At 69.9% G+C, this 19541-nt stretch carries 21 protein-coding genes; 14 read left to right on the plus strand and 7 right to left on the minus strand.

Annotation, left to right across the window (positions count from 1 at the left end):
- Positions 1-39 precede the first annotated feature (39 nt).
- From ACLJPX_RS22695 to ACLJPX_RS22710, 4 genes are all read left to right on the plus strand, one after another.
- Positions 40-825: a metal-dependent hydrolase gene (locus ACLJPX_RS22695; RefSeq protein ID WP_410601823.1), complete on the plus strand. Its 786-nt coding sequence runs from the start codon at positions 40-42 to the stop codon at positions 823-825.
- Between the two features lie 61 nt (positions 826-886).
- A complete protein-coding gene (locus ACLJPX_RS22700; protein ID WP_410601824.1) occupies positions 887-1462 on the plus strand; it encodes a TetR/AcrR family transcriptional regulator in 576 nt (191 codons plus the stop codon).
- 53 nt (positions 1463-1515) lie between these two features.
- Complete coding sequence (locus ACLJPX_RS22705) at positions 1516-1839, plus strand: hypothetical protein (RefSeq protein WP_410601825.1); 324 nt, start codon at positions 1516-1518, stop codon at positions 1837-1839.
- A 36-nt stretch (positions 1840-1875) separates the two neighbouring features.
- Complete coding sequence (locus tag ACLJPX_RS22710) at positions 1876-2271, plus strand: hypothetical protein (protein WP_410601826.1); 396 nt, start codon at positions 1876-1878, stop codon at positions 2269-2271.
- 45 nt (positions 2272-2316) lie between these two features.
- Here the strand turns inward: ACLJPX_RS22710 and ACLJPX_RS22715 are convergent, their stop codons facing one another.
- Together ACLJPX_RS22715 and ACLJPX_RS22720 are read right to left on the minus strand one after the other, a co-directional pair.
- The gene (locus ACLJPX_RS22715) at positions 2317-3954 is read right to left on the minus strand and encodes an ABC transporter permease (protein WP_410601827.1); all 1638 of its coding nucleotides are present in this window, start codon (positions 3952-3954) and stop codon (positions 2317-2319) included.
- The gene (locus ACLJPX_RS22720) at positions 3951-4847 is read right to left on the minus strand and encodes an ATP-binding cassette domain-containing protein (RefSeq protein WP_410601828.1); all 897 of its coding nucleotides are present in this window, start codon (positions 4845-4847) and stop codon (positions 3951-3953) included. The genes ACLJPX_RS22715 and ACLJPX_RS22720 overlap by 4 nt, the downstream gene beginning before the upstream one ends.
- Positions 4848-4941: 94 nt before the next feature.
- Here ACLJPX_RS22720 and ACLJPX_RS22725 point away from each other — a divergent pair, with 94 nt between their 5' ends.
- From ACLJPX_RS22725 to ACLJPX_RS22750, 6 genes are all read left to right on the plus strand, one after another.
- Positions 4942-5442: a GbsR/MarR family transcriptional regulator gene (locus ACLJPX_RS22725; protein ID WP_101611871.1), complete on the plus strand. Its 501-nt coding sequence runs from the start codon at positions 4942-4944 to the stop codon at positions 5440-5442.
- 102 nt (positions 5443-5544) lie between these two features.
- On the plus strand, positions 5545-6270 hold the full coding sequence (locus tag ACLJPX_RS22730; protein WP_410601829.1) for an SGNH/GDSL hydrolase family protein: 726 nt from the start codon (positions 5545-5547) through the stop codon (positions 6268-6270).
- A gap of 115 nt (positions 6271-6385) precedes the next feature.
- A complete protein-coding gene (locus tag ACLJPX_RS22735; RefSeq protein ID WP_410601830.1) occupies positions 6386-6553 on the plus strand; it encodes a hypothetical protein in 168 nt (55 codons plus the stop codon).
- A 330-nt stretch (positions 6554-6883) separates the two neighbouring features.
- Complete coding sequence (locus ACLJPX_RS22740) at positions 6884-7489, plus strand: RNA polymerase sigma factor (RefSeq protein WP_101611873.1); 606 nt, start codon at positions 6884-6886, stop codon at positions 7487-7489.
- Positions 7486-7965: a hypothetical protein gene (locus ACLJPX_RS22745; RefSeq protein ID WP_007030725.1), complete on the plus strand. Its 480-nt coding sequence runs from the start codon at positions 7486-7488 to the stop codon at positions 7963-7965. The genes ACLJPX_RS22740 and ACLJPX_RS22745 overlap by 4 nt, the downstream gene beginning before the upstream one ends.
- Before the next feature lie 114 nt (positions 7966-8079).
- A complete protein-coding gene (locus ACLJPX_RS22750; protein WP_410601831.1) occupies positions 8080-10608 on the plus strand; it encodes a CHAT domain-containing protein in 2529 nt (842 codons plus the stop codon).
- A gap of 298 nt (positions 10609-10906) precedes the next feature.
- On the opposite strand, the gene ACLJPX_RS22755 is transcribed toward ACLJPX_RS22750, so the two are convergent.
- Positions 10907-11347 carry an SRPBCC family protein gene (locus ACLJPX_RS22755; RefSeq protein ID WP_410601832.1) on the minus strand — a complete coding sequence of 147 codons (441 nt, stop codon included), beginning with the start codon at positions 11345-11347 and terminating at the stop codon, positions 10907-10909.
- 49 nt (positions 11348-11396) lie between these two features.
- Between ACLJPX_RS22755 and ACLJPX_RS22760 the strand changes: the two genes are divergently transcribed.
- Positions 11397-13361: an FUSC family protein gene (locus ACLJPX_RS22760; RefSeq protein WP_410601833.1), complete on the plus strand. Its 1965-nt coding sequence runs from the start codon at positions 11397-11399 to the stop codon at positions 13359-13361.
- Positions 13362-13364: 3 nt separating this feature from the next.
- Here ACLJPX_RS22760 and ACLJPX_RS22765 read toward each other — a convergent pair whose 3' ends face one another.
- The gene (locus ACLJPX_RS22765) at positions 13365-13988 is read right to left on the minus strand and encodes an AAA family ATPase (protein ID WP_410601834.1); all 624 of its coding nucleotides are present in this window, start codon (positions 13986-13988) and stop codon (positions 13365-13367) included.
- 88 nt (positions 13989-14076) lie between these two features.
- On the opposite strand from ACLJPX_RS22765, the gene ACLJPX_RS22770 reads away from it, so the two are divergent.
- The 3 genes from ACLJPX_RS22770 to ACLJPX_RS22780 all read left to right on the plus strand — a co-directional run bounded on the left by ACLJPX_RS22770 (position 14077) and on the right by ACLJPX_RS22780 (position 15891).
- On the plus strand, positions 14077-14415 hold the full coding sequence (locus ACLJPX_RS22770; protein WP_101611878.1) for a hypothetical protein: 339 nt from the start codon (positions 14077-14079) through the stop codon (positions 14413-14415).
- A gap of 234 nt (positions 14416-14649) precedes the next feature.
- Positions 14650-15582: a TauD/TfdA dioxygenase family protein gene (locus ACLJPX_RS22775; RefSeq protein ID WP_410601835.1), complete on the plus strand. Its 933-nt coding sequence runs from the start codon at positions 14650-14652 to the stop codon at positions 15580-15582.
- A gap of 63 nt (positions 15583-15645) precedes the next feature.
- Positions 15646-15891: an antitoxin gene (locus ACLJPX_RS22780; RefSeq protein ID WP_101611883.1), complete on the plus strand. Its 246-nt coding sequence runs from the start codon at positions 15646-15648 to the stop codon at positions 15889-15891.
- 69 nt (positions 15892-15960) lie between these two features.
- Here the strand turns inward: ACLJPX_RS22780 and ACLJPX_RS22785 are convergent, their stop codons facing one another.
- From ACLJPX_RS22785 to ACLJPX_RS22795, 3 genes are read right to left on the minus strand one after another with little or no spacing between them, the layout of a single operon-like run.
- Entirely contained in the window at positions 15961-16914 is a 954-nt protein-coding gene (locus tag ACLJPX_RS22785) for a prephenate dehydrogenase (protein ID WP_410601929.1), read from the minus strand.
- Positions 16915-16962: 48 nt separating this feature from the next.
- Entirely contained in the window at positions 16963-18981 is a 2019-nt protein-coding gene (locus ACLJPX_RS22790; protein ID WP_410601836.1) for an FAD-dependent oxidoreductase, read from the minus strand.
- 10 nt (positions 18982-18991) lie between these two features.
- Positions 18992-19528 carry a PadR family transcriptional regulator gene (locus tag ACLJPX_RS22795; RefSeq protein ID WP_101611886.1) on the minus strand — a complete coding sequence of 179 codons (537 nt, stop codon included), beginning with the start codon at positions 19526-19528 and terminating at the stop codon, positions 18992-18994.
- Positions 19529-19541 lie beyond the last annotated feature (13 nt).

The following is a 19541-nucleotide window of genomic DNA, read 5'->3' on the forward strand; positions in this document are numbered from 1 at the left end:
GGCTCGTGATCCGCGACACCTGGGGGAAGCAGCACGATGATGGGGCGGACGCATGCCCTGACAGGCTGGTGCGCGGGTCTCGCGCTCGCGCCCGCCGTCGGAGCGGGCACGGTGCACCAGGCGGTCGTGTTCGCCGCGACCACGGCCGGTTTCGCCCTCCTTCCCGACCTCGATCATCCGGGCGCTCGCGCGTCGAAGCTGCTCGGCTGGTTCACCGGCGCGATCTCCTGGGTGCTCCGCCGGGTTTCGGCGGCTCTCTACGCGCTGACCAAGGGACCCCGGGACGAGAAGGTCACCGGTAAGCACCGGCACCTCTCGCACACCGTGCTGTTCGCCGTCGGCCTCGGCTTCCTGACCTCCTGGGGTACCACCGAAGGCGGACCGTGGGCGGTGTTCGGCGTCGTCGTCCTCGGGTTGCTGCTCGCGGAAGGCGCGCTCGGCGACTGGCTGCTGCCGGTCAGCGGCGCCGCGGTCGCGTGGTGGGTGTGGACCGCCCCGCCGGACAAGGCGGCGCAGCTCGCGGAGATCTCCGGCTGGCTCGGCATCGCCGTCGCGGCCGGGTGTTTCGTGCACTGCCTCGGGGACGCGCTGACCGAGTCCGGCTGCCCGTTCCTGTTCCCGATCCCGATCGCGGGCGAGACCTGGTACGAGATCCGGCCGCCGAAGCCGCTGCGGTTCCGCACCGGCAAGAACGTGGAGAACCGGCTGATCTTCCCGGTGTTCGCGGTCGCCGCGGTGGTGCTGATCCCCGGCGTCTGGGAGTACCTCTTCACCACGGTCCAGGGCCTGCTCACACCGGATGGGACGCAGACCGCGGTGCAGTGAGGAATGCCCCCGCCGACGGCGGCGTTGAATCGGAACGCCGGACCCGGTTGAGGGGAGAACAGTGGACAAGCCCGTGCTGCGCGCCGACGCGCGGCGTAACCGAGCGAAGGTGCTCGCAGCGGCCGAAGAGGCCTTCGCCCTTGACGGCCTCGCCGTCCCCCTCGACGAGATCGCCCGCCTCGCCGGTGTCGGCGCGGGTACGGTCTACCGGCATTTCCCCAGCAAGGAAGCACTTTTCCAGGCCGTTGTCCTGGAGCGCCTGGAGCAGTTCGCGCGGGAAGCACGCGAGCTGCTGACCGCCGAAGACCCCGGCGAAGCGTTCTTCGGCTTCTTCAAACGCGTCGTCAAGCAGGCATCCCTCAACCGGGCCCTTTGCGACGCGCTCGCGGAGACGACGGGGCTGGGCTTCAAAGCGAGCGCGGGCACCGATTTCCGGTCGGCGCTGCAGGCGTTGCTGACGCGGGCGCAGGCCGCGGGCGTGGTTCGCGAGGACATCGACGGCGAAGACCTGCGCGCCCTGATCGCCGGTTGTCTCGCCGCGGAACGGTATTCGCGCCCGGACCGCCACCTGGTGCGGATCCTGATCGACGGCTTGCGGACATTCGACTCAACTTGCACGCTGCGTAACAAAAAGTAAGATCAACGCGAGTAGTCCTCGTACCTGCGCTTAGCATGGCGAGGGGGTGCCGGATGTTCGGTCAAGGTCCCACCACCGGTTCCGTCATGGTCGCGGCCCTCGCGGGGCTCGCCACCGGACTGCTCGTCGCCGCCCTCCTGGTGGCCGGTCGCGAGCCACCGCCCCGCGTCTATGAAGTCAGTAAGACCCCTTCGCCGACGTCGACCTCCCGTTCGGTCGGGCCGGTCACGGTGACCTTGCCCGCGGTCGTCCCGGAACCGCTCACCATCACGCGCACCAGCACGCCCGCGCCCCGGACGGTGACCCGTACCGTGACGCCGTCGACCACCTCGACGGTGCTCCCGCCCACCTCGGTCACGGGATACCGAAGCGATTGATGCAACCTGAACGGCCTCTCGTGTCGTCTGCCCGGTATGCGGCGGCTCCCCGTTTTCGTGCTCCTGTTCGCGACTTTGACCGCGTGCGGCCAATCCGGCGACAAGGCCTGCCCGGCCATCGCCCTGTCGCCGGGGATCTCGCTCGACATCCCACGGGAAGTGGCCGCCGGGCTCGAGCGCGTGTCGCTGGAGTTGTGCTGGGCCGGTGACTGCGTGACCGGATCCGCGCCCGGTGGCGAGCAGGTCTTCGTCCCGATCCAGGGTCTGCCGACCACGCCGATCAAGACCACGGTGACCTTCGACGACCGGAAACCGCACTTCCTCGTCGTGACACCGGCGATCGCGTACCCGGCGGGCGAGGAGTGCGGTGGTGGGGTGCCGGTCGCGAAACTGGTCGTCACGCCCGGCGGCGACGTACGGCAAGAACCGTGAAGGCCACCCTCCCCGAAGAGCGGCCTTCACGGTTTCCCCTTGTGGCTAGCCGACGTCGCGACGCCGCCAGCCCATGAGCCCCGCCACGAGCGCGACCACGGCGACCCCGGTCAACCAGAGCAGCGGTGTCGCGGTGAACTCCGCGGCGGGCAGTTTCGGAACATGTGAGAACGGCGAAGCGTCGAGCAGCACCTGCGGCAGGTTCAGCACCGGGCCGAACAGGCTGAGCAGCAACGCCAGCCCGGCGATCGCCCACGCCGCCGTCGAGAACTTCGGGGCCAGGCCGAACAGCGTCACGGCGAGGCCGACGATCACCCACACCGCCGGAAGCTGCGCCAGCGAAGCGACCACCATGTCCCCGACGGAATCGCCGACGCCGCCCGACCGCATCCCGTTCGACAGTCCCAAGAGGACACCGCTGAGCACCATCATCAGCGCGGTGCCCGCGAACGCGAACACGAGATGGCTGCCCAACAGCCGCAGCCTGCCCACGCTCGTCGCGAGCAGCGGCTCGACCCGGATGGCGGTCTCCTCGGCGCGGATCCGCAGCGCGGCCTGCACCCCGTAGAGCGCGATGACCATGGCGAACAGGCCGGTCATCGCCGCCATGAAGGCGTCGATCAGCCCGTCCGTGCCGCCGAGGCGCTGGAAGATCTCCTTCGCCTGCTCGCTCTGCCCGACGACGTCGCCGATCCCGCTCGCGACCGAGCCGAACACCGCGGCGCAGACCGCCGTGCCGATCAGCCAGCCGATCAACGGGCCGCGGTGCAGCCGCCACGCCAGCGCGAACGGGCTGCGCAGGGACGTCACCGCTTCGGCGGGTCCCGGCCGCGGCGGGATGATGCCGGTGCCGACGTCACGCCGCGGGAGCAGCGCGTACCCGGCGGCGCCGACGACCACGGTCGCGGCCAGCGGCAGCAGGAACACCCACCAGCGCTCGTCGGCGAACGGCCGGATCTGCTGCGCCCAGCCGATCGGGGACAGCCAGGAGACCCAGGTCGCGTCCGTCGTCGAGTCGCCGACCGCGCGCAGCAGGAACGCGACCCCGACGGCGGTGGCGCCGATCCCGTTGGCCGTTCTCGAATACTCGGCCACCTGGACGGCGACCGCCGCGACCGCCGTGAAGACCAGCCCGGTCGCCGCCGTCGCGCCGCCGAGCGCGAACGACCCCGCGACGGGCAGCTTCGCGCCGATCATCAGCGCGGTCTCGACGAGTCCGATGAGGACACTCGCCCCGGCGGACACCAGGACACCGGCGCTCAGCAGCGCGTACCGGCCGACCACCGCGGAAGCCAGCAGTTCCGCGCGGCCCGTGTCCTCCTCGGCGCGGGTGTGCCGGGTGACGGTGAAGACCGCCATCAGCCCGACGATCAGGGCGAGGAACCCGCCGAGCCGCCACGCGGTGAACCCGCCCGCGGTCGAGAGGTCGAAGGCCGGGCCGTAGATCAGCGAAAGCGACGGGTTCGAGCCCATGCTCGCGGTGAGCCCGGTCCGTTCGGCGGCCGTCGGGTACAGCGTTTCGAACGTTCCCGACGACGCCGAGGGCATGATCCCGAGCAGGATGATCCAGATCGGCAGGACGATCCTGTCCCGCCGCAGCGCCAGCCTGGTCAGCTGCCAGGTGCCGACCAACCCGTGCGACGGACCGGAGACGGCCGCCGGGCGATCCAGCGTCGCGGTCATTTCGCGCTCGCTTCGGTGGTGTAGTGACGGAGGAACAGCTCCTCCAGCGTCGGCGGCTGGCTGGTCAGGCTGCGGACGCCGACCTGGGTGAGCTGGCGCAGCGCGTCGTCGAGGGACCGGGTTTCGACGTCGAAGCGGACCCGGTTGCCCTCGACCTTGAGGTCGTGGATGTTCTCCAGTTTCGTCAGCCCGTTCGGCGGGCCGGCGAGCTCGGCCGAGATCGACGTCCTGGTGAGATGCCGGAGTTCGGCCAGCGTGCCGGTCTCGACGGTGTGCCCGTTGCGGATGATGCTGACCTTGTCGCAGAGCGCCTCGACCTCGGCGAGGATGTGGCTCGACAGCAGCACCGTGCGGCCCTGCTCGCGTTCCTCCTGGATCGCGTACTGGAAGGTGGCCTCCATCAGCGGGTCGAGGCCGGAGGTCGGCTCGTCGAGGATCAACAGGTCCACGTGCGAGGCCAGCGCGGCCACGATCGCGACCTTCTGCCGGTTGCCCTTGGAGTAGGTGCGTCCCTTCTTCTTGGGGTCGAGGTCGAAACGTTCGATGAGGTCCTTGCGGCGGCGCTGGTCGAGCCCGCCCCGCAGCCGCCCCAGCAGATCGATCACCTCGCCGCCGGAAAGGTTGGACCAGAGGTTCACGTCGCCGGGGACGTAGGCGAGGCGCCGGTGCAGGCTCGCCGCGTCCTTCCAGGGGTCGCCGCCGAGCAGGCGGACGTCGCCCGAGTCTGCGTGGAGCAGGCCGAGCAGGACCCGGACGGTGGTCGACTTCCCCGCGCCGTTCGGACCGAGGAAGCCGTGCACCTCCCCAGCGGGTACCTGCAGGTCAAGGCCGTCCAAAGCCTTGGTCCGGCCGAAGGATTTGTGGAGGCCGGAGATGGAGATGGCGTTTTCCATGCAACTGAAGGTACAGTGAATTCACGAAGTTGTGAAGTTAAGAAAACGTATGGATGGTGTGATCACTCTGGGGGTTGTACGAGAGGATGTACTCATGACGACGCCTGAGAGTGCCTCGAGCACCCAGAGAGACGAGGACGCCGTCCGCCGTTACGTGGAACACCTGGGCATCACGCTCTCCCAGATCGGGATGCAGCGGATGCCCGCCAGGGTGTTCGCCGCGTTGATGACCACCGACGCCGGTCGCCTGACCGCCGCCGAACTGGCCGAACAGCTTTCGGTGAGCCCCGCGGCGATCTCGGGGGCCGTCCGCTGGCTGGAGCAGATCGGGCTGGTCGCCAAGGAACGTGAACCGGGCTCGCGCCGTGACCACTACCGGCTCTTCGACGACCTTTGGTACGCCACCTTCATGAAACGCGACCGCATGATCACCTTGTGGCGCGACGCCGCCGACGAGGGCGTCGCGGCGCTGGGGTCGGACACGCCCGCGGGCGAGCGGGTCGCCGAGATGCGGGACTTCCTGAGCTTCATGATCAAGGAACTCAACGACATGTACGCGAAGTGGCACGCGATGCGGGCCGAAAAGGGCAAGTAGGTCAGAGCGCTCGCGCCTGCCCCGCGACTAGTCCTCTAGTTGCGGTTGTTGCGTGCACAACGATCGCAACCAGAGGACGAAACGCGGAAGTAGAGTCGCCCGGTGATCAGTCGCGCGGTGATGCTCGCCCCGATCCTCCTCGCGCAGGCGGTCCGGGTGCGCCGTACGACGCCGCGGCTGCCCGGCGCGACGGGACCGGTCAGCGGCCTCGTGGCCGGCGACGGCCGCCCGTTGCGGCTCGCGGTACTCGGCGAGTCCACTGTGGACGGCGTCGGCGCGGCGACGCACGCCGAGGCACTGACCGGACGGCTCGCGGACGAACTCGCGCGGGACGGCCGCGCGGTCGCCTGGCAGGCCGTCGGCAAGACCGGCGCCAACGCCAAGGTGGCGCGCGAGGAGCTGCTGCCGCTGCTCGAACCCGCCGACCTCGTGGTGATCGCGCTGGGCGTCAACGACACGATCGAACTGCATTCGGCCGCGCGCTACCGGCGTGACCTGCTCGATCTGATCGTCTCCCTGCGACGCCGGGCCGGACGGGTCCCGGTGGTGCTGGCGGGTGTGCCACCCATGGACCGCTTCCCCGCACTGCCGCGTCCGCTGCGGGACGTCCTCGGCGCGCGGTCGGCCGTCCTCGACGCCGCGGCCGCCCGGCTGGCGTTGCTGCCCGGCGTCGTCCACGTCCCGATGCCCGCCGCGATGCTGGATCCCGCGACCTTCGCCGAGGACCGCTTCCACCCCGGTCCCGAGGGCTACCGGCGCTGGGCCGAACAACTCGCTGACGTGAGCCGTCAACTACTCAGCGACACGATCAGGCCGGAAAAGCGCTGATCAGGTCACTCGCCTGCCACAGATTAAGAAATTTCTGCGAAAAAGCTGGCTCTGCGTGTATCTGGTGGCAGCCTCGTTGCGTCCTATGGAGCAGTCGAGGAAATGAGGGCACCCGATGACTACCGAGACCAACACCGCACCCGTCGAGGACGAGGCCACGGCCACCGAGGACCTCGAGGAAACCCCGAAGCCGGGTCCGATCACGGCACCCGTCCCGCCCCGTCCGGGCACGCGGCCGGACGGCAACTGGGAACCGAACGGCACCAAGCCGCCGGTGAACTGAACGAACACAGACAGGTGATGTCCGGAGGCCGAGGGGGCCTCCGGGCATCACCTCCGGGTGCTCCTTCGGGGGAGGGGGACGCCCGGACGCGGGCCCGTTGGGGAGCGGGCCCGGGGGGAGGGAAAAAGGACCGGCCGGTGCGCAGTCCACACCTACTCGCGCCGGCCGGTGCCTTTGCCCTTCACCACCTGACCGAGGGGGACGACCGAATCCCACAAAAAAGTTAGTGACTTGATGTATCCCAGAGCCTCTTGCACGCTCCTTCTCCCCGAAGGGCCCGCGATACTGCCAGCGCCGACACGAAGACACGTCCGAAGTGGGGCAGATACGGTGACCGACGTGCAAACGACCGAGGTAGACCCGCCATGGGAAGGACTGACCGGTGCCGACCTGCATGCCGCCTGCATGCGCGCGGCGCGGGCCGGTGACCGCCAGGCGATGGACAGACTTGTGCACGAGCTGACCCCGCTCGTGTGGCATGTCGCGCGTGCGAACGGGCTCGATCGCCTGACCGCCGAGGACGTGGTCCAGACGGTATGGCTCGCCCTGTTCAGCCAGCTCGACAAGCTTCGTGACCCCAAGGCGCTCGCCGCCTGGTTGATCACCACCACCAGACGCGAAGCACAGCATCCCTTCGGCCGCCGCGCTCAGCCCGTCCCGCTGACCGACGAGCTGGCCGAAAGCATGGAGAGCACCCACCCGGCTCCCGAGGAGGAAGCCGTCCGCGCCGACCGGGATCGCCGGGTCTGGCGCGCCTTCCTCCGCCTGCCGCACCGCTGTCAGCAGCTCCTTCGGCTGACCGTGCTCGCCGGGCGGGCCGAATACCAACTGGTCGCCGAAGCACTCCGCATGCCGCGCGGAAGTGTCGGCCCGACCAGGGGCCGTTGCCTCGAATCGATGCGCGACCTACTGGCCCACGAAGGGGGAAGCCGATGAACGACCTCGGGACGCCGGGGGAGATGACCTCCCCGGGCGATGAGGCCTTGCTCGCCGATATCGGGCGCTTCATGGACGAATTGGACCCGCCACCGGGAGATCTGGTGCAGCGGGTTCAGTTCGCGCTCGCGCTCGAAAACCTCGATGTCGAGGTCGCCCGCTGGGAACGGATGGACGCCACGGCCGGCGTTCGCGGCAGCGACACCGGCACGATCACCTTCACCGTCAGCGATCTGACCGTGATGATCAACCTCACCAAGATCGGCAAGAAACACCGGATCGACGGCTGGCTCGTGCCCGCCGGAGAGTACGGAGTGGAGGTTCGCGTCGCCGAGCACGGGACGAGTTCCACCACCGCCGACGAAGGAGGCCGGTTCGTGCTGGACAACGTCCCCCAGGGAACCACCCAGATCGTGATCCACCTCGGCGACGTGACGTGCCGGCGGACCGTCGTGACCCCGACAGTGGTGCTCTAACCGGACGGCTGTTCCGTTATGCGGCGTGGGTGTGCTCCCATAGTGCGTGTGCCCGCGTCGTCTCCTCCTGTCGCCGATCCCGTAGCCGAGGCCGCGGAGCTCCATCGTCAGGCGATGGCCGCCGCCGCCGACCACGGACCGGGCGCCGCGATCAAGTTGCTGCTGCGCGCTTTGACCTGCCTCGGGCCGGTGGAGGCCGCCGGGCCGGACAGGCTGGAGATCCGGGCCAGGGTGCTGATCAGCCTCGCCGCGGCCGAGGCCGAGGTCCTGTCCCAAAAGGACGGATTCGCTCGGCTGGACGAAGCGGAACGAGTGCGGCTTTCGCTGCCGGAAGGCGAAATCCGGCGGTTGCTCCGGTTCACCGTGGTGCTGCAACGCGCCGTCGTCCTGATGCGGGTCTGGCGGCTGGACGAAGCGCTCGCGCTCTACGACGCGGTGCTTCCCAGCCTGGTCGACGAGGTGGAAGACCACAGCCTGCTCCTGACCCGGAACATGATGAACCGGGCGTGGCTGCATCTGCAGATGACCAATCCCGACGGCGCCTACACGGATCTGATGGGCGCGCTGGACATCGCGGTCGAGTACGGCCATCGCCGTCTCGAGGGGAAGATCCGGCACAACCTGGGAGATCACGCCCAGTTGCTCGGCGACATCCCCGAAGCACTCCGGCACTACGAGCAGGCGGCCTCGATCTTCGTCACCGAAGGACCCGGCTCACTGCCGCTCGTCCGGCTCGACCAGGCGAAGGCCCTGCTCACCGCCGGGCTCGCCGAAGAAGCGGCGCGACATCTCGACGAAGCGATCCCCGAACTCCGCGGCAACGGCGCGCACCACGTCGTCGCGGAAGCGGAGGTCGCGCGAGCGGGCGCGGCCATCCTGGAGGGTGACCACGTACTGGCGAAGAAACTCGCGACGTCCGCGCGGCGGAGCTTCTTGCGGCGCGGCAACGGCCGGTGGGCGGAGATCGCCGAGTTGACCAGGCTGCGCGCGGACGCGGTGAAGGTGCTGGCGGACCGGGAAAAGAAGCCGTCCGCGAAACTGCCGGAACGACTGGCCGACCTCGCGATCCGGCTGGCCGAACTCGGCCTGCGCGACGAAGTGGGCGCGGCCAGGATGTTCGCGGTGCGGCTGCTGATCCGTCGCGACGAGACGGCCGCCGCACAGGCACTCCTGGCGCAGGTGCCGAAACCACGGCAGACCACGCCGATCGACCACCGGATGCTGCTGCGGTTGTGCCGGGCCGAACTCGCGGTGGCGTCCCACCGGCCGCGTTCGGCGCTCGCGCAGGCACGGGCCGGACTGGCGGAGCTCGGGCAGATCCGCGACCGCATGGGCGGGCTCGACCTCGTCTGCGGGACGGCGGCGCACGGCGAGGAACTGGGCAAACTCGCGCTGACGCTGGTGCTCAAGAAGGCGAGGCGCAGCGGCGCCGGCGCGAAGAGCCTGTTCGCGTGGCTGGAACGCACGCGAGCGCAGGTGTACCGGTACGAACCGCTCCCCGTCATCGAAGACCCAGCGCTCGCCCGGCACATCAACGAAATGCGGCACGTGCAGGGAACGATCCAGGCGCGGCGGCTGTCCGGCGAACCGGTCGGGAAACTCGAGGAGCGCTACGACCGGCTGCAGCAGGAGGCGACCCGGCTCGGGTGGTACACCAGCCAATGGGGTCGGCCGCGGCCGGTCTCGGCACCCGAAGAGGTGGTCGAGCAGCTCGGGGATCGCGTGCTGGTCAGCCTGATGGGGTACCGCGACACCTTGTACGCGGTGGTCGTCGATCGCGGCCGGTTCCGGCTCGTGAAGCTGGGGCCGCTCGGGGAGATCGTCGAAACCGCACGGCAGTTGCACGCGGACCTCGACGCGCTGGCCCCGGACAACCTGCCCGCGCCGCTGGTCGAGGTCGTCACCGGGTCCGCCCGGCGCCGGGCGGACAAACTGGACAAGCTGATCTCCGCGTCGCTGGCGAAGACGCTGGAGAACCGCGAGCTGATCATCGTGCCGATCGGTTCGCTGTACGCGTTGCCCTGGGGCGCTTTGCCGTCACTGCACGGGCATCCGGTGTCGATCGCGCCGTCGGCGACGGCCTGGGTGACCGCGTCCGGGCGGCGGAGCGAGGGACCGGTCCTGCTCGCCGGCGGGCCGGGGGTGCCGGGTTCGGTCGGTGAGGTGCGGAACCTGCGGACGGTCTATCCGGACGCCCTGCTCGTCGACGGGAAGGACGCGACCAGCGACGCCGTACTGTCCGCTTTGGACGGTTCGGGAATGGCGCACCTGGTCGCGCACGGGGCGCACGAACCGGCGAACGCGCTGTTCTCGCGGCTGGAACTCGTCGGCGGCCCGTTGTACGCGCACGAAACCGCCCGGCTCGCGAAGCCGCCGGAACGGGTGGTGCTGGCCGCCTGCGAACTCGCGATGAGTCACATCCGGCCGGGGGAGGAGGCGCTCGGGTTCGCCGGGACGCTGCTCGCCAGTGGCTCGCGGACGGTCATCGGCGCGATCGCGCGGGTCGGCGACAAGGCCGCCGCCGACGCGATGGCCGATCTGCACCGGCGGCTGTCCTCGGGGACCGCGCCCGCGTTGGCGCTCGCCGAAGCGACGGCCGCGGACCCGCTGCGGCGTCCCTTCCTGTGCCTCGGCGCGGGCTGAAGGGGACTTTCGCCGCATGGGACGCGGCGAAGGACGCTTTCGCTGCATGTGATGCGGCGAAGGGAGCTTTCGCGGCAAGTCCTTGTGGCTGAAGGGGACTTTCCCCGAATCGCACGCAGCGAAGGCTCCCTTCACGGCGTCCTACGCGGCTATGGCGTCCTTCAGCTCCCCAGTAGCCCACAGGAGTTGTCCACAATCACCGTCACCTGTGGACAACTCCGCTGAGCAGCCACTTCCGACCCCCACCACCGATAGACTGGACTCGGGGTCGCCCCCCTGGGACGGGCGGGGGGTGGGGTCAGGGGCGTTCGGCGTGTTTCACCAGGCGCGTGGCCAGGAGTGAGACGACGGTGCGCAGCGCCGTGCGGACGGCGGTGCCGGTGCCGGGCAGCGGTTCGGTGAACCGGCCCGTCCAGCGCAGGTCGGTGCCGCCGGAAGCATTCGGCGTGAACGAGACTTCGGCGCGGTAGTCCTTCAGCAGCTTGAGGCCCGCGAAGCCGTAGACGTGCTTCCGGTCCTGTTCGTATTCCAGCGTCTCTTCGTGGAGATACACCGGCCACAGGCCGACGGCCCGGACGGCGCCCACCCCGTCCTCGCCCGGTCCCCGCGCCCAGCGCGAGTGGAACACCACCGGCTTCGCCCATTCCGACCACCGGGAACCGTCGGCCTCCAGCGCGAAAAGGGAAGCGGGCGAGGCGCTGCTCGTCCGGTTGATCTCGAAGGAGTACGTCTTGCCCATGTGGCGACGATAACCGCTCCAGCCGCGATGGATAAGTCAAGATAGGGGCGTGAGCACGACGCGCCGCGAGATCGCCGCACCACATTGGCTGGTGCAGCTGCTCCGCAGCACGCCGGTTCCCATCCCGTGGAACATGGTCGCCCGCGCCGTCCTCGCGCTCGCCGTGCCGCTGGCCGTCGGGTACGCGCTCGGCGACATCGGCGTCGGCGCGCTCGTCTCCACCGGCGCCCTGCCCACCGTCCTGTCCGAATCCGCAGGCCCGTACCGCTACCGCGCCCGGCGGCTCGGCGGCGCCACCGCGGCCGCCGCCCTCGGCTACTTCGCCGGGTTGATCACCGGCGGCATCCCCGCCGCGTCCATCCCGGTCGTCGTCGGAGTCGCGGCGGTGTCGGCGCTGGTCAGCGCGGCGGGCAGCAACGCGTCGGTCGCCGGACTGCAGATGTTCGTCTTCTGCGTACTCGGCACCGGCCAGCACGTCACCGGCCTGCGCGTCGAAATCCTCCTCGGCTACTTCTGCATCGGCGCCGCGTGGAGCCTGCTCATCGCGCTCGCCACCTGGACCTTCCGCGCCACCAGCCCGGAACGCGGCGCCGTCGCGCACGTCTACGTCGAACTCGCCGCGATGCTGTCCGCGACCGACGAAGCCACCTCCCGCGTCGCGCGCCACCAGCTCACGACCGCGATGAACACCGCGTACGACCGGCTGCTCACCGCGCGATCCTGGCTGTCGGGCCGCGACGCCACCTACCGCCAGTTGCTCAACCTGCTCTCGGCCAGCACCCCCGCCGTCGAGGCGTCGGTCGCCATGGTCAACGCCGGCCGCCGGGCCCCGGACGACGTGATCGACCACTTCATCGCCACCTCGGCCGCCGTGCTCGCCAACCAGGAACCGCCGGAACCACCCGAGGCGCCCGAAGACGCCGACCCGGTCCTCGCCGCCCTCTACGCCGGGCTCGCCCGGATCGGCAAGGGCGACAACCGGAAACGGCGCGAGGTCCAGCCGTGGCACAAGCGCCTCCGCGGCTGGGCGGGTTCGCTCGTCTCCGGCCCGCTCACCTGGTTCGCCGCGCTCCGCCTCACGCTGTGCGTCGCGATCGCCGAAGTCGTCGCGCTGTTCGTCCCGTTCGAACGCTCCTACTGGATCACGCTCACCGTCGGCATCGTCCTCAAACCGGACTTCGGCTCGGTGTTCGGCCGCGCGGTCCTGCGCGGCATCGGCACGGTGATCGGCGTGGGCATCGGCGCGGCCGTGCTCGCCGCGGGCGGCGAAGGCTGGCTGCTGGTCCTGCTGATCGCCGTGTTCGCGGGTGGCGTCGCGGTCGGCAAGGTCCGCAACTACGGCATCCTCAGCGCCTTCGTGACCCCGTTGATCATCCTGCAGATGGACCTCGCCAGCACCGGAAGCTGGGACGTCGTGCTCGCGCGGCTCGTCGACACCGTGCTCGGCTGCGCGATCGTCCTGCTCTTCGGCTACCTGCTCTGGCCGGGCAGCCGTCGCCCGCAGATCGGCGGACGGCTCGCCGACAGCCTCGACAGCCTGGTGAAATACGTCGACAAGGGGCTCGTGCTCGCGCCGTCGGGCGAAGCACGACTGGACCGCTCACGCGCCCGTCGCCGCGCCTACCGCGCACTGGCCGACCTCCGGACCGCGTTCCAGCAGGTCGTCGTCGAACCTTCCGCCGCCGGACGCCAGGCCGTCGCCTGGTGGCCGGTCATCGCCGGGCTCGAACGCGTCGCGGACGCCGTCACCGAAGTCGGCGTCACCCTGGGCCGCGGCGCCCCGGCACCGGACGAGGCCGACATCGCCCTGCTGACGGCCGCGCTCGCCGAACTCGCCGCCGCCGTCCGGGAGGAACGGGAGCCGGCGGAGATGCCGATGCCCGACAACGAGCAGCTGTCCGGCGTCGTCGACCAGATCGGCGCCGCCTTCGACGCCGTGCGCGGTCCCGACCTCGTCGAACGCGCGCCGCTGCGGCTGGTCCGGCGATTCCTGCCGTACCACCGCCGCGCCTGAAGATCAGTCGAACCGGATGTGCTTGACGCTCGTCCACTTGCGACGGACGAATCCCCGCAGCGCGCCGTCCGTGTTCGGTTCGAGGGTCAGCCCGGCCGACGCGGCGATCCGATCGGCGACCTCGGCGACGCCGATCCGGTCCGTGTGGATGTGCTCGCCGAACTCCGCGCCGCTCAGCCGCTCCAGGCAGAGGTCGAGCTTCGACACCGCGAAACTCTCGCGTTTCGGTGGCATCCCCTTGCGCCGCAAGGAATGGACGATGCCGCGTTCGCTCAGCCGCCGCAGCACGGTCTCGCGTTCGGCCAGCAACGCGAAGTGGCGGACGTCGTGCCCGCGCTCCCGCAAGCCGCCGATGATCTCCTCGAAGTACGTGGGCTCCACCAGTGTCATCGGCACGACCACCGGGCCGTCCTGCTTGCCGAGCATGAGGTCGAGCACCTCGAAGACGCCCCGGCGCCACGCGGAGAGGTCCTGGAAGTCGCCGCGCAGCCGCGGCGGCATCATCCGCTGCAGGCCGAAACCGGCGACCTCGGGATCGGAAAGGACACTGCCGGGCAGGCGCCGGTGCAGTTCGTGCGCGGTCTGCGTCTTGCCACCGCCGAACGGGCCGTTGATCCAGACGAGCATGCCGCGACCCTAGCGAGACACCCACCCGTCCGGGGGAGGGTGAGCATCGTCTCGAACGAATGTTCGAGTTTTCACGCATAATCGACGCATGCTCGACACTGGTGACACGCTGCCGCCGGGGCCGCGTCACCTGCACATGGTCCGTCCGAATCAGCCCGTTTGGGTCGACCTGAAGCTGGTGTACCCGGTCAGCGCGTCGAAGATCCGCCTGCCCGACGGCCTGGACCTGACAGCCACCGTCCCCGGCCTGCTGGGGATGTGGCGGGCGACGACGACGGCGCACTGGGTCGGCTGGGTCACCTTCCAGCTCGGCCCGATCGGGCGGGGTGGCACGACGCATTCGCAGTGGGTGCTGGCGGAGGCATTGCGGCCGCGCGAGGAGCGGAACGCTTGGTCGGGCAGCTTCCCCTACGAGCGGAGACGATGATCGTCCCGTCTTCTGGACGGTGTTGACCAAGCGTCAGAACGCGCCCACTATGGCGTGGTGTCCGTCACCTGGGAGTTCGCGCCCCGCCGCACGGTGGGTGAAGGCGTCGCCGCACTGCTCCTGCGCCGTGGACGGCTGGGCTCGCCGCCCGCGTAACCGCATTTCCCGCGAAGGCCATCCGTGAAGGTGGCCGTCTTCGTCGTCCCCGGAAATCGGAAACCCTGGAGCCCGAGCATGTCCATCGAACTGCCCGACCGTGTCCGCCTCCGCCCCGCGACCGTCCCCGACGGCGGCATCCTCGAAGGACCGCGCGTGCTGCGGCGCCTGCCGGAGGGTGCGGAAGAACGCCCGTACGAGCTTTTCGCGCTGCGCCCGCTGGGCCGGGTGATCGGTGCCGAGATCGGCGGCGTCGACCTCGCCCGCCCGCTGACGCCCGCCCTCCACGCGGAGCTGAACCGCGCACTGCTGGAGTGGAAGGTGCTGTTCTTCCGCGACCAGGACATCACTTCGGCGCACCAGCGCGCGTTCGCCGCCAACTGGGGTGAACTGGAAACGAACCCGTTCATCCCGAAGGGGGAAACCGAGGACACCACCCGGTTCACCAGGTCGGCGAGCATGCCCGCGTTCGAGAACATCTGGCACGTGGACGTCACGTTCCGGCCCGCTCCGGCGCTCGGCTCGGTCCTGCGGCTGATCGAGGTCCCGCCGTTCGGCGGCGACACGATGTGGGCCGACATGGCCGCCGCCTACGACAACCTGCCGGAAGACATTCGTGCACGTATCGACGGGCTGACCGCGGTCCACGACTTCATCCCCGGCTTCGACCGCTTCTCCGACCCGGAGCTGCTGCTGCGTCACCAGGACGCCTTCCCGCCGGTCGAGCATCCGGTCGTCCGCACGCATCCGGAAACCGGGCGCCGCACCCTCTTCGTGAACCAGGCGTTCACGACCCGCATCGCCGGCATCGACCGCGACGAGAGCGACAGGCTCCTGCGGTATCTGTTCAGCCGCGCGCACATCCCCGAGTTCCAGGTGCGTTTCACCTGGCGGCCCGGTTCGGTGGCCTTCTGGGACAACCGCGCCACGCAGCACTACGCCGTCAACGACTACCACCCGCACGCGCGGGTCGCCGAACGTGTCGCCATCGTGGGTGACCGGCCGTTCTGAGCGTGTCCCCGCGACGGGTGATCGTGCGGGCGGGTTGCCCGGTACCTGTGTGACGATGAGGTCATGGGCATCAACTTCGATGAATTGAAGAACAAGGCCACCGACGCTCTCCGCGAGCACAACGACAAGATCGAGGGCGGCCTGGACAAGGCGGCGGGCTTCGCCAAGTCGAAGTTCTCCGGTCACGACTCCCAGATCGACTCCGGCGTGGACAAGGCGAAGGGGTTCATCAACAAGTTCGACGACACCCCGGACAACCCGCCCCAGGACCAGCAGCAGCCGAACCAGCAGCCGCCGCAGGGCCAGTAACCCCTCGCGAGTAGTCCTCTAGTTGCGGTCCTTGAACGTGCAACTACCGCAACTAGAGGACGAAACGCGTCAGGAGACCTCGCCGAGAGCGGTGTCGCCGTCGATCGCCGTGATCCGGCCACCGCGCTCGCCGAGGGCGATCAGGCCGTCCCGCGCGTCCGGGGCGGTGAGGCTGACGCGTACTCCGGCCCGTTCCGCGTCCTTGCTGGTCGCAAACGCTTGCGCACCCTCGTAACCGGCGTTGACCGTCACCGCGAGGCCGCCCGTCGAGGCCAGCGAACCCCGGGCGGCGCCCAGCCGTCCGAGCGCTTCGTCGACGATCGGCAGCAACGCTTCCCGGTTGCCCTCGGTCATCGCCCGCACCAGCGCCGGGCTCGACCCGGCCACCCGCGTGCCGTCCGTGTAGGACCCGGCGGCCAGCGACATCGCCAGCGGCCCGCCCTGCGCGCCGATCGTGGCCAGGATGGCCGCGAAGATATGCGGCAGATGCGAGATCCGCGCGACCGTCTCGTCGTGCGAGTCCGCGGGCAGCGGCACGACGTGCGCGCCGACGTCCAGTACCAGCTGCGCGACCTCGGCCCACGCGGTCAGATCGGTGTCGTGCTCGACGCCCAGCACCCAGGCGGCGCCGCCGAACAGCGCCGGGTTGCTCGCCTTCCAGCCCGAGTCCGCCGTCCCCGCCATCGGATGCCCGCCGACGAACTTCGCGTACGGCGCCCGGCGCCGGACGGTGTCGAGCACCGGGCCCTTCACGCTGGTGACGTCGGTGAGCACGCAGTGCCCGGCCACCCGCGAGACTGTCCGGAGCACGTCCTCGACCGCGGGCAGCGGCACCGCGAGCACGATCATCGCGTCCCGCTCCGCCGCCTTGCTCAGCGCCGCTTCGACCTGCGTGGTCACGTCGTAACCCGCTCTGCTGGCCGCGTCCGCGTCGCGGTCGGAGATCGCCGCCCCGAACGTGGTGCGGCCGATCGAATGCGCCGCGCGCAGCAGCGAACCGCCGATCAACCCGAGCCCGATCACGCATACGTCTCGCACAAGTGTTCATCCTGCCATCTGCGGGCCCACTCGTCAGAGAACGGCGGCGAGGCGCGTTCCCTGATCGATGGCCCGTTTGGCGTCCAGTTCCGCCGCGACGTCGGCGCCGCCGATCAAGTGCACCGGCAGTCCGGCCGCCCGCAGGTCGTCGGCGAGGTCGCGCACCGGCTCCTGACCCGCGCAGACGACGACGGTGTCCACATCGAGCACGCGCGGCTTGTCACCGACGGTGATGTGCAGGCCGTCGTCGTCGATCCGGTCGTAGGTGACCCCGGTGAGCTGCTCGACACGCTTGGCCTTCAGCGCGGCCCGGTGCACCCAGCCGCTGGTCTTGCCCAGCCCCGCGCCGATGCCGGACTTCTTGCGCTGCAGCAGGAAGACCTGCCGCGGTGACGGCTCGACCTTCCGCTCGGTCAGCCCGCCCGGCGCCTGCTCGGGATCGGTGACGCCCCATTCGGCCATCCACGCGCCCAGGTCGAGCGCGGGGGAGGTGGTGTGCGTGAGGAACTCGCTGACGTCCACGCCGATGCCGCCCGCGCCGATCACGGCGACCTTGCCGCCCACCGGTTTCCCGTGCCGGACGACGTCCACATAGGACAGCACCTTGGGATGGTCGATACCGGGGAGCGACGGCACCCGGGGGGTCACGCCGGTGGCCAGCACGACCTCGTCGAATCCGGCGTCCACGAGCCCGGCGGCGGTCGCGCGGCTGCCGAGGTGGACCTTGACGCCGGTGACCTCCAGCCGTCGCGTGTAGTACCGGATGGTCTCCGCGAACTCCTCCTTGCCGGGGATCTTCCGCGCGATCCCGAACTGGCCGCCGATCTCGTCCTCGGCCTCGAACAGTTCGACGGCGTGCCCCCGCTCGGCGAGGCTGGTCGCGGCCGCGAGCCCGGCGGGTCCCGCGCCGACGACGGCGACGCGTTTGGTCTTCCGGGTGGGCGACAGGGTCAACGTGGTCTCGTGGCCCGCGCGCGGATTGACCATGCAGGAAACGAGCTTCCGCTTGAACGCGTGGTCGAGGCAGGCCTGGTTGCAGGCGATGCAGGTGTTGATCTCGTCCTCGCGCCCGGTCTCGGCCTTGCGGATCCATTCGGGATCGGCGAGGAACGGCCGCGCCATCGACACCAGGTCCGCGTCACCGCCGGCCAGCGCCTCCTCGGCGACCTCGGGCATGTTGATCCGGTTCGACGTGACGACCGGGATCCCGACGTGCGGCTTGAGCTTCCCGGTCACCCAGGTGAACGCCGCCCGCGGCACGGACGTCACGATCGTCGGCACCCGCGCCTCGTGCCAGCCGATGCCGGTGTTGATGATCGTCGCGCCCGCCTCTTCGACCTCCTTGGCCAGGGTGACGACGTCTTCCCAGCTTTGGCCGCCTTCGACGAGGTCCAGCATGGACAGCCGATAGATGATGATGAAGTCCTCGCCGACCGCCTCGCGCGTGCGACGCACGATCTCGACGGCGATCCGCCGCCGGTTTTCCGCGCTGCCGCCCCATTTGTCGGTGCGCTTGTTGGTCCGCTCGGCGAGGAACTGGTTGATGAAGTAGCCCTCGGACCCCATGATCTCGACGCCGTCGTAGCCCGCTTCCTTGGCCAGGAAGGCACAATCGGCGAACGCGCGGATCTGCCGCAGCACGCCGTAGCCGGAAAGGGACCGTGGCTTGAAGGGGTTGATCGGCGCCTTGATCCCGGACGCCGAAACGCTCAGCGGATGGTAGGAATACCGGCCCGCGTGCAGGATCTGCAACGCGATCTTGCCGCCCGCCTCGTGCACGGGATCCGTGAGTTGCTTGTGCGCCTTGGCTTCCGCGCGGGTCGAGAGCTTGGACGCCAGCGGCAGGAGCCAGCCCGTCCGGTTCGGCGCGAACCCGCCGGTGACGATCAGCCCGACGCCACCCCGGGCGCGTTCGGCGTAGTACTCGGCCAGTTGCGGGAAGTGCGCTTCCTTGTCCTCGAGGCCGGTGTGCATCGAGCCCATGATCACCCTGTTGCGCAGGGTGGTGAAGCCGAGATCGAGCGGGGACAGCAGGTTCGGGTACTGGCTCATCGCTGGGTCCTTACGCATCGTGGTGGAATGCCTGGAGGACTTCTTCGAGCCACTCGACGTGGCCCTGTTCGGTTCGGATTCCTCCACGTAGCACGAGGAACTGGTGCAACGACTGTCCACTGAGGACGCTCGGGTCGGGGAAGTCGCGCTTCTCGATCAGCAGGTAGGCGTCGAGCTGGGCCGCGTGCGCGTCGCGATGCCGGGTGACTTCGGCGGCGACGGCGCCGGGCTCGCCGAGGGTCGCGCCGCGGATCTTCACGGCGAGCTCCCTGGCGGTGGCGGCGGGATCGGGCTCGGCGAGCCAGCGGGCCAGTTCGGCCCGGCCCGTGTCGCCGACGGTGTAGACCTTCTTGTCGGGCTTCCCGGACTGCGCGACGTGGTCGACTGCGATCCAGCCCGCGTCCTCCATGCGCTTCAGGACCCGGTAGATCTGCTGGTGGGTGGCACTCCACCACAGCCCGATGGACTTCTCGAAGCGGCGCGCCAGCTCATAGCCCGAGCCGGACCGCTCGGACAGCGAAACCAGGATCGCGTGCTCCAGTGCCATGCACCTAGTTTCA

Source organism: Amycolatopsis sp. lyj-90, assembly GCF_046549035.1.
Lineage (GTDB): Bacteria > Actinomycetota > Actinomycetes > Mycobacteriales > Pseudonocardiaceae > Amycolatopsis.